A 7,527-nucleotide genomic window follows, 5' to 3' on the forward strand; every position below is an offset into this window, starting at 1 on the left:
CGCGCGGGCGCGCCGCGCGCCCGGGCGCGCCCGCGCCCCGGGGCAGCGGCCGGCGGCGCGCCCGGGCCCCGCGCCCCCCCCGCCCGGGGGGGGGCGGCCCCCCCCGTCCGGCGGGCTCTCGGGCTGCGCCGTCAGGCCGCGGTGCTCAGCTCGCCGAGCTGCCTCGGGCGGACGACGGCGACCGGGGCCGCGTTGTCCTGCGCGGGGGTGAGGTGGCCGCGCAGCCGCAGCGCCAGCGCGACGATCAGCAGCGTGCAGCCGGCCATCGCCAGCAGGTACAGCGGCCAGATGCCGCCGCCGACCAGCAGCACGCCGACGGCCGGGCCGACCGCGATGGCGATCTGCTTCACCAGGGCGTGCGCGGCGTTGTAGGTGCCGAGCAGCCGGGCCGGCGCCAGGTCGGCGACGATCGGGCCGAGCGTCGGGGCCAGCAGCGACTCGCCGACGCCGAACAGCGCGTACACGGCGACCACGGCGACCGTCGCGGCGAGCGCCTCGGAGCGGACCAGTCCGGCCACCAGGGCGGCCGTCCAGGCGCCGAGCCAGACCAGGCCGGCGGCGGCCATCGCGGTGGTGCGCCGGCGGCGCTCGGTGACCCGGACGACGACCATCTGGAGCAGCACGATGGTCAGCGCGTTGGCGCCGATCGCGATGCCCAGGGTGGACGGCGCGGTGCCGACGGTGTCGGTGGCGAACGCGGCGACGCCGGACTCGAACTGCCCGTAGCAGGTGAAGAAGATCAGGGCGACGAGCAGGCAGAGCCGGAGCATCGCCCGGTCGGCGGCCAGGGCCCGCAGGCCGGTCGGGCCGGCGGTGCGGTCCGCGACCGCCACCGGGGCGGCGTGCGGGATCCGGGCGGTGCAGGCCACCAGGCCGAGGCCGGCCAGGGTGGCCGCCTCGATGGTGAACAGCCGGGTCAGGCTCGCCGGGTCGGCGAGGTCGACGATCTGGCCGCCGATCAGCGCGCCGATGCCCATCCCCAGGTTGACCAGGGTGAACTGGAGCGCGAAGGCGCGGGAGCGCTCGGCCTTGGCGGAGCTGCGGACGATCATCGTGGCGAGCGCCGGCTGGCAGGCGGTGAAGCCCGCACCGAACACGAACGCGGACAGCAGCAGGGTGGGCGCGGTGTGCGCCTGCCCGAAGGCGAGGGCGCCGACCGCGGCGAGCCCGGCGCCGGCCAGCAGCACCGGCCGGGGGCCGTAGCGGTCGATCCCGCGTCCGGTGAACGGCAGGACGGCCAGCGCCGCGAGCGCGAAGACGGTGAACACCATCCCCGCCGCGAACGAGCCCAGCCCCCGCACCTGGTCCACGTACACGAACATGTACGGCATCGTGAAACCGCTGCCGAACGCGCTCAGCGCATTGCCGATCTGGACGCGGCGCAGCGGGCCGCCCGCCCTGTTGCCCCGCCGCACCCACTGCTTCACCGTGCCGGTCACCGTGCACACCCCTTTGCCATGAGAGGAAGGTTGAGCCTTCCGCTTTTAACTCCGCAAGATTTCAGAGCTAAACTCTAAGGACTCGAAGACTCCACTGTCAAAGGCTTAACGGGTGCAGAGTGCGTGGGACAATGGCTGCCATGAGCGCACGCAAGCCCGGGCCGGCAGCTGCCGCCGAGCTCGGCATCGCCGAGCAAGTCGCCCTTTACCAGCGGGAGTTCCCCACCGTGGACCCGCAGGTGGAGACCATCGTGTCCACCCTCTCCCGGCTGTCCCGGCGGATGAACGTGGCCTACAGCCGCCAGCTGGCTGTGCTGGGAATCACGTCCGCGGAGTGGGAGGTGCTCAAGGCCCTGGTCTTCGCGGGCAGCCCGTACCGGCTGGGGCCCGGCGACCTCGCCAAGCGGCTCGGCCTCACCCCGGCGGCGATGACCCACCGGATCGACCGGATGGTCGCGGACGGCCTGGTGACCCGCGAGCGCGACGAGGCCAACCGGGTCCGGGTGATCATCGAGCTGACCGAGCCCGGCCGCGACAAGTGGCTGGAGCTGATGCGGATGGCCGCCGTGTTCGAGGCCGACCTGCTCCAGGACATCGTCGGCGAGGAGCGCAGCGCGCTGGCGGCGACGCTCGGCCGGATGCTGCGGCGGATCGAGGAGAGCCAGCCGGACGCGCTGGGGCGCACCGAGGACCTGGGCTGACCCGGGCAGACGCACGACCGCCCCGGACGGGATGACCCGTCCGGGGCGGTCGCACTGAGCGGTCGGTGCGTCAGCAGGCGCCGTTGTCGGCCCAGACGCCCCACTGGCCGCTGGCCGTCGGGTCCTCGCCCTGGGTCCACCACTTGTTGGTGTAGTAGTGGCCCTTCCACGAGACCTTGGAGCCGGCGGTCGCGTAGATGGTGGCGGCGTCCCAGCTCGGCGCGGAGCAGGTGCCGCCGGTCGGGGTGCTGCTGGGCGAGCTGCTCGGCGAGCTGCTGGGAGAGCTGCTCGGCGAGGAGGACGGCGAGGCCGAGGTGCTCGGCGAGCTGCTCGGGGTGGCCGACGCGGTGCTGGTCGGGGCCGGGCAGGAGGCGGCGGAGCCGTTGGTGGCGCTCACCATCTTGTCGAACAGCGTGGTCTGGGTGCCCAGGTCGTACAGCGAGAAGGCGAACGAGCCGCCCAGGCCGTTGCAGTGCGCGTAGTCGAGCTTGGCCTGGATGGACTGGGCGTTCTCACCCGTCCAGAACGTGGTGCCGTCGTAGAAGTAGGCGGCCTTCGCGGCGTCGTCCCAGTAGGTGTCGGCCGCGTTGTCGACGAAGCCGTTCAGCTCCTTGTACATCCGGATGCCGTTGACGTTGCCGGACATCGCGGCGCCGGTGGCGGGGCCGGTCGCGCTCTGGAACAGGCCGTGGTTGGCACCGGCGGGCACGCCGGTCCAGCCGCGGTAGTAGAACGGCACACCCATGTTGATCTTGTTGGCGGGGAAGCCGCCCGGGATGCCGTACTGCGGGTCGCCGACGGTCCACGCCTTGATGGAGTTGTCGATCGAGTACTTGCCGTTGCCGCCGGGGATCGGCGTCATCGGGTCGTTGGGGTTGGTGTAGATCGGCGCCTGGTGGTTGGTCGGGCCGGTCGCGTCCCACGCACCGTGCATGTCGTACGTCATGACGTCGAGGAACGTCAGGTACTGGCCGATCTTGTCGGTCTCGACGTTCTTGATCTTGTCCTGGCCCGCGCCGACCGCCGCGGAGAGCGCGTAGGTCTTGCCGTCGGCCGCGCCCTGGGTGTTGAGCTGCGAGCGCAGCTCGCCCAGCAGGGCGGTGTAGTTCTGCTTGTCGGCCGCGGCCGCGTGGTTGCCGGTGTGGCCGCCGCCGCCCGGGTACTCCCAGTCGATGTCGAAGCCGTCGAAGACGCCCGCCGCGCTGCCGGTGCCGCCGAAGCCGCCCTGCACGGGCAGGTTGCCCTTGATGAACATGTCGACGCAGGAGGAGACGAACTTCTTGCGCGAGGCGTCGGTGGCCGCCACGTCGGAGAAGTACTTCGAGTAGGTCCAGCCGCCGATCGACAGCAGCACCTTGAGGTTCGGGTTCTTCGCCTTCAGCTTCTTGATCTGGTTGAAGTTGCCGACCAGGGGCTGGTTCCAGGTGTCGGCCACGCCGTCCACGCTGGTGCCGGTGTCGAAGGTCTTCTGGTAGTCGGCGAACGCGTCGCCCGCGCCGTCACCCGCGTTGGGGTTGCTCTCGTCCTGCGAGGAGGCCTTGGTGGCCTCGAAACAGGTGAGGTTGGTCGGGTCGATGTTGGCGAAGTCGTAGATCAGGTAGTCCAGCTTGGACGCCACGCCGGTGTCCTGAACGGTCTTCAGGTAGTAGGCGTTGCCGTAGATGGACCACTGGTCGAAGTAGGCGACCTTGATGCCGCCCGAGGTGGCGGGCGCGCCGGTGGAGTTGGTGGCGGCGGCCTGGGCGGCACCGCCGGAGGTCAGGGCGAGGGCGCCGCCGAGCAGCAGGGAGGCGGCGGTGCCGACCGCGAGGGCGCCGAGGCCCCGCGCGCGGCGCCGGCCGTGCCGGGGCTCTTTCGGGACGGAACGAAGCATGGCTGCATGACTCCTGGTCGTGGGGGATCCCGCCGGGCCCCGGGGGGCGCCGCGCGGGTGGGACCGCACGACAGGGGCATGACAGGGGAATCGAGCGTTGGCCTGCACAAACACCGGCGCCGGGTGCGCCGAACCGGCACCGATGGCCCGAACCACCGGCGCCGGCCCAGGGGCTCCCTGCACCTGGCGTCAAAAATGGACTAGACCAAACGCCCCGTCAAGAGTCGCTCGCCCCACTTGAGGCGGCCTTAAGGTTGACCGCAGGTGACGGCCGCCGGTCTCAGTAGCGCAGCGCCGCGGCCACCGAGACCTTCACGTTCCCGCTCAGATCGCGGTTGCTCTTGGCCGTGGCCTGCGCCGTCGCGCCCGGGGCCACCTGGGGCACGGTCAGCACCGTCACGTCGAGCCGGTTGCCGCTGCTGTCCTTGAAGTCGACCTGGATCGTGTACTTGCGCGCCTGCGAGTCGTGGTTGACCACCGTCACCGGCACGTCCAGTTTGCCGTCCGAGCCCGTCACCGGCGTCCCCAGCGAGACGTCGGAGGTGGCGTCCAGGCCGCCCTGCACCTTCCCCACCGCCGACGAGGCGGCCGCCTCCGCGGAGGCCAGCGCCGAGGACGCGGCCGAGGCGGCGCCGCCGACCGCGGAGTTCGCCGCCGAGGCGGCGCCGCTGATCGCCGAGTTCGCCGCCGAGGCCAGCTCGGAGGCCTTGGACTGCACCGCGGCGGCCGCCGACGACACCGCCGACGAGCCCGTGCCGCTCGACGAGCACCCGGCCAGCACGGCACCCGCGACCAGGGCCGCGGCGGCCGGCACGACAGCGGATCGGATCCTGTGGTTCATGGCTGCTCCCGTGGGACGACGTCCCCCGTCCCACCCTTGGCCGCCCCCGCCCCGCCCGGCGAGCAGAGCCGGGCGAACGGGTGATCGCACGGCAACCGTCCCGGCCCGTAGCATGGCCGCCGGACGGCCGCACCCGGCGACCGGGCCCCGGCCAGGCAGGAGAGGCGCCACGGTGGTACGCAGACTCGGCGAGCTGGAGGCGGAGATCATGGACCGGCTGTGGTCCTGGGACCGCCCGGCCACCGTCCGCGAGGTCGTCGACGACCTCAACCGGCAGCGCCCGGTGGCGTACACCACCGTGCTCACGGTCGCCGACATCCTGCACACCAAGGGCCTGCTGAGCCGCCACAAGGAGGGCCGGGCCTGGGTGTACCGGCCGACCGCCGGCCGGGCCGCCCACACCGCGGCGCTGATGGCCGACGCGCTCGGCACCGACGGCGACGCCCCCGCCGCGCTGGCCCACTTCGTCGGCGGCATGGCGCCCGAGGACCTGGCGGCGCTGCGCCGCGCGCTGGCCGACCTGGACGCCCCGCCCGGCGGGGACCCGCAGTGACCGCCGCCCTGCTGCTCGGCCTCTGGGCGCTGCTGGTCACCGCCGTGCTCCCGGGGCTGCTGGCCGGCGCGCGCTGGGCCCGGCGCGCGCCCGCGCTCGGCGTGCTGGCCTGGCACGCCCTCGGGGTGTCCGCCACCGCCGCACTGGCCCTCGCCGTCCGGCAGCTGGCCGACCCGGCGCCGCACCACCACGCCGGGCTGCTCCACCTGTGCGGGCTGGCGGTGCCCGCCGAGTCCGCAGCCCGGACGGCCGCCGCGCTCGCCTGCGCGGTCGCCGCCGTCCCGGCCGGACTGTTCACCGCGGCCGTGCTGCGCGGCGCCGCCGCCCGCGGACGGCACCGGACGGTACTGGACCTCGCCGGACGGCACGGGGTCGTCCCGGGCGCCGTCGTCCTCGACCACGCCGTGCCCACCGTGTACTGCCTGCCCGGGCTGCGCCGCCGGGTGGTGGTCAGCCGCGGCGCGCTGGAGGCGCTCTCCGCCGACCAGCTGGCCGCCGCCCTCGCCCACGAGGACGGCCACCTGCGCGGCCGGCACCACCTGGCAGCGGCCGCCGCCGGGGCGCTCGGCCGCGTCTTCGCACCGCTGCCGCTCGGCCGCCTCGTGGGGCCCGAGGTGCGGGCACTGCTGGAGATGGCGGCCGACGACCGGGCGCTGCGGGCGCACTCCCGCCGGGCGCTGGCCGGTGCGATGACCGTGGTCGCGGCCGGCCGGGCCCCGGACACCGCCCTCACAGCCGGCCACCACGCGCTCGCCCGGGTGCAGCGCCTCGCCGACCCCGGAGGCCGCCCACCGCGCACCGCAGTGGCCCTCGGCGCCGCCTGCGCGGCCGCCCTGGCCGCGCTGCCCCTGCTGCTGGCCTGCCTCCCCCACCTGGCCTGACGGCGGGCGCGCCCGCCGCCGGGGTCAGGACAGCCCGGAACCCTGCTGCATCGCCGCCTGCTCGATCTCGCGGATCTCCCGGCGGCGCAGCGTCTCCTGCCGGCGGGTCACCACCGCGGCCGCGGCGAGCGCACTCGCACCGAACGCCAGCACACTCGGCAGGGGCCGGGCCAGCACGTGGCCGAGCGCGTGGTCGATGGAGTACCGGCCGGCCCCGGCGATGCCGAGCGCCAGCCCGCAGGTGCCGAGCAGCGCCGGGTACTCGTAGCCGCCGCCCATCGCGAAGAAGCCCGACGGCGCGTGCACCGCGATCGCGCCCGCCATGGTGCCGGCGATGATCGAGCCCGCCGCCGGGGTGGCCAGGCCGGCCGCGAGCAGCGCACCGCCGCCCGCCTCGCCGATCCCGGCGGCCAGCGCGCTCGGGCGGCCGGGCTCGAAGCCCATGTGCTCCATGGCCTGGGCGGTGCCGTCCAGACCGCCGCCCCCGAACCAGCCGAAGAGCTTCTGTGCCCCGTGCGCGAACAGCACGCCGCCGACGGCGGTGCGCAGGACGAACAGGCCGAGGTCCTTGCGGTGCAGACTGGTCATGACGATCCCCTGGGTCGACGGCGGCACGGCCCCTCCATACCAGCCCACCGGCCGCGGCGGCTCGACCCGGGGCCGCCATCCGGGCGAACCAGGAGGAGGGCCATGCCGACGCCCGACGCACCCCGCTACCACCTCGACGGCTGCGCGGTCACCGACGAACCGTCGTTCTACGCCGAACTCGGTGCGGCCGTCCGCGCCCCCGACGGCTACTACGGCAGCAACCTGGACGCCCTCGCCGACTGCCTGCGCGGCGGCTTCGGGCCCCAGCCGCCGTTCACCCTGGTCTGGCACGCCTCGGCGCTGGCCGCCGAGCGGCTCGACCGCAAGGTCCTGATCGAGGGCCGCGAGGGCAGCTACTTCGAGGCCGTCCTGGACGTCCTGCGCCGGGGCGGGGTGGCCGTACGGCTGCGCTGAGGGCAGCGGTACTGTGCGGCCGACGCGCCGTTACCCAGCCGAGACGGCCCGGGCAGAACCGGACCGCGGGCGGGCGGCGTGGTCACGCACACAACCCTCCAGGACCGAACCGCAGGAGTACCCATGAAGCACCGCCCGGCCACCGCGGCCCGAGCGGTGGCGGCCGCGACGGCCGTCCTCACGCTCGCCCTCGGTGCCGTCGGCTGATGCAGCAGCGGCGGCACGGCCGCCGCCGGC

The 7,527-nt window shown here is 74.5% G+C and carries 8 protein-coding genes; 4 read left to right on the top strand and 4 right to left on the bottom strand.

All coding sequences use genetic code 11. The features are described from left to right. Positions 1-131: 131 nt before the first annotated feature. Positions 132-1,439: an MFS transporter gene (locus ACFV0G_RS30585; protein WP_380555050.1), complete on the bottom strand. Its 1,308-nt coding sequence runs from the start codon at positions 1,437-1,439 to the stop codon at positions 132-134. Between the two features lie 140 nt (positions 1,440-1,579). Between ACFV0G_RS30585 and ACFV0G_RS30590 the strand changes: the two genes are divergently transcribed. After that, the gene (locus ACFV0G_RS30590; RefSeq protein WP_380555052.1) at positions 1,580-2,140 is read left to right on the top strand and encodes a MarR family winged helix-turn-helix transcriptional regulator; all 561 of its coding nucleotides are present in this window, start codon (positions 1,580-1,582) and stop codon (positions 2,138-2,140) included. Between the two features lie 70 nt (positions 2,141-2,210). Here ACFV0G_RS30590 and ACFV0G_RS30595 read toward each other — a convergent pair whose 3' ends face one another. Together ACFV0G_RS30595 and ACFV0G_RS30600 are read right to left on the bottom strand one after the other, a co-directional pair. Next, the gene (locus ACFV0G_RS30595; RefSeq protein WP_380555054.1) at positions 2,211-4,013 is read right to left on the bottom strand and encodes a glycosyl hydrolase family 18 protein; all 1,803 of its coding nucleotides are present in this window, start codon (positions 4,011-4,013) and stop codon (positions 2,211-2,213) included. Positions 4,014-4,293: 280 nt separating this feature from the next. Beyond that, on the bottom strand, positions 4,294-4,854 hold the full coding sequence (locus ACFV0G_RS30600; protein ID WP_380555056.1) for a hypothetical protein: 561 nt from the start codon (positions 4,852-4,854) through the stop codon (positions 4,294-4,296). A gap of 172 nt (positions 4,855-5,026) precedes the next feature. Here ACFV0G_RS30600 and ACFV0G_RS30605 point away from each other — a divergent pair, with 172 nt between their 5' ends. Then, complete coding sequence (locus tag ACFV0G_RS30605) at positions 5,027-5,407, top strand: BlaI/MecI/CopY family transcriptional regulator (protein WP_380555058.1); 381 nt, start codon at positions 5,027-5,029, stop codon at positions 5,405-5,407. Continuing rightward, positions 5,404-6,288: a M56 family metallopeptidase gene (locus ACFV0G_RS30610; protein ID WP_380555060.1), complete on the top strand. Its 885-nt coding sequence runs from the start codon at positions 5,404-5,406 to the stop codon at positions 6,286-6,288. Before ACFV0G_RS30605 ends, ACFV0G_RS30610 begins: the two co-directional genes overlap by 4 nt. Positions 6,289-6,312: 24 nt before the next feature. On the opposite strand, the gene ACFV0G_RS30615 is transcribed toward ACFV0G_RS30610, so the two are convergent. Continuing rightward, on the bottom strand, positions 6,313-6,876 hold the full coding sequence (locus ACFV0G_RS30615) for a DoxX family protein (RefSeq protein ID WP_380555061.1): 564 nt from the start codon (positions 6,874-6,876) through the stop codon (positions 6,313-6,315). A 102-nt stretch (positions 6,877-6,978) separates the two neighbouring features. Between ACFV0G_RS30615 and ACFV0G_RS30620 the strand changes: the two genes are divergently transcribed. Beyond that, the gene (locus tag ACFV0G_RS30620) at positions 6,979-7,290 is read left to right on the top strand and encodes a barstar family protein (RefSeq protein WP_380555062.1); all 312 of its coding nucleotides are present in this window, start codon (positions 6,979-6,981) and stop codon (positions 7,288-7,290) included. The last annotated feature ends 237 nt before the right edge of the window (positions 7,291-7,527 follow it).

Source organism: Kitasatospora sp. NPDC059571, from assembly GCF_042735675.1.
Classification (GTDB): domain Bacteria; phylum Actinomycetota; class Actinomycetes; order Streptomycetales; family Streptomycetaceae; genus Kitasatospora.

Bases quoted from the DNA above. Each gene is read 5' to 3' on its own strand.
- ACFV0G_RS30600 (WP_380555056.1), bottom strand. From the start codon at position 4,854: ATGAACCACAGGATCCGATCCGCTGTCGTGCCGGCCGCCGCGGCCCTG.
- ACFV0G_RS30615 (WP_380555061.1), bottom strand. From the start codon at position 6,876: ATGACCAGTCTGCACCGCAAGGACCTCGGCCTGTTCGTCCTGCGCACC.
- ACFV0G_RS30620 (WP_380555062.1), top strand. From the start codon at position 6,979: ATGCCGACGCCCGACGCACCCCGCTACCACCTCGACGGCTGCGCGGTC.
- ACFV0G_RS30595 (WP_380555054.1), bottom strand. From the start codon at position 4,013: ATGCTTCGTTCCGTCCCGAAAGAGCCCCGGCACGGCCGGCGCCGCGCG.
- ACFV0G_RS30590 (WP_380555052.1), top strand. From the start codon at position 1,580: ATGAGCGCACGCAAGCCCGGGCCGGCAGCTGCCGCCGAGCTCGGCATC.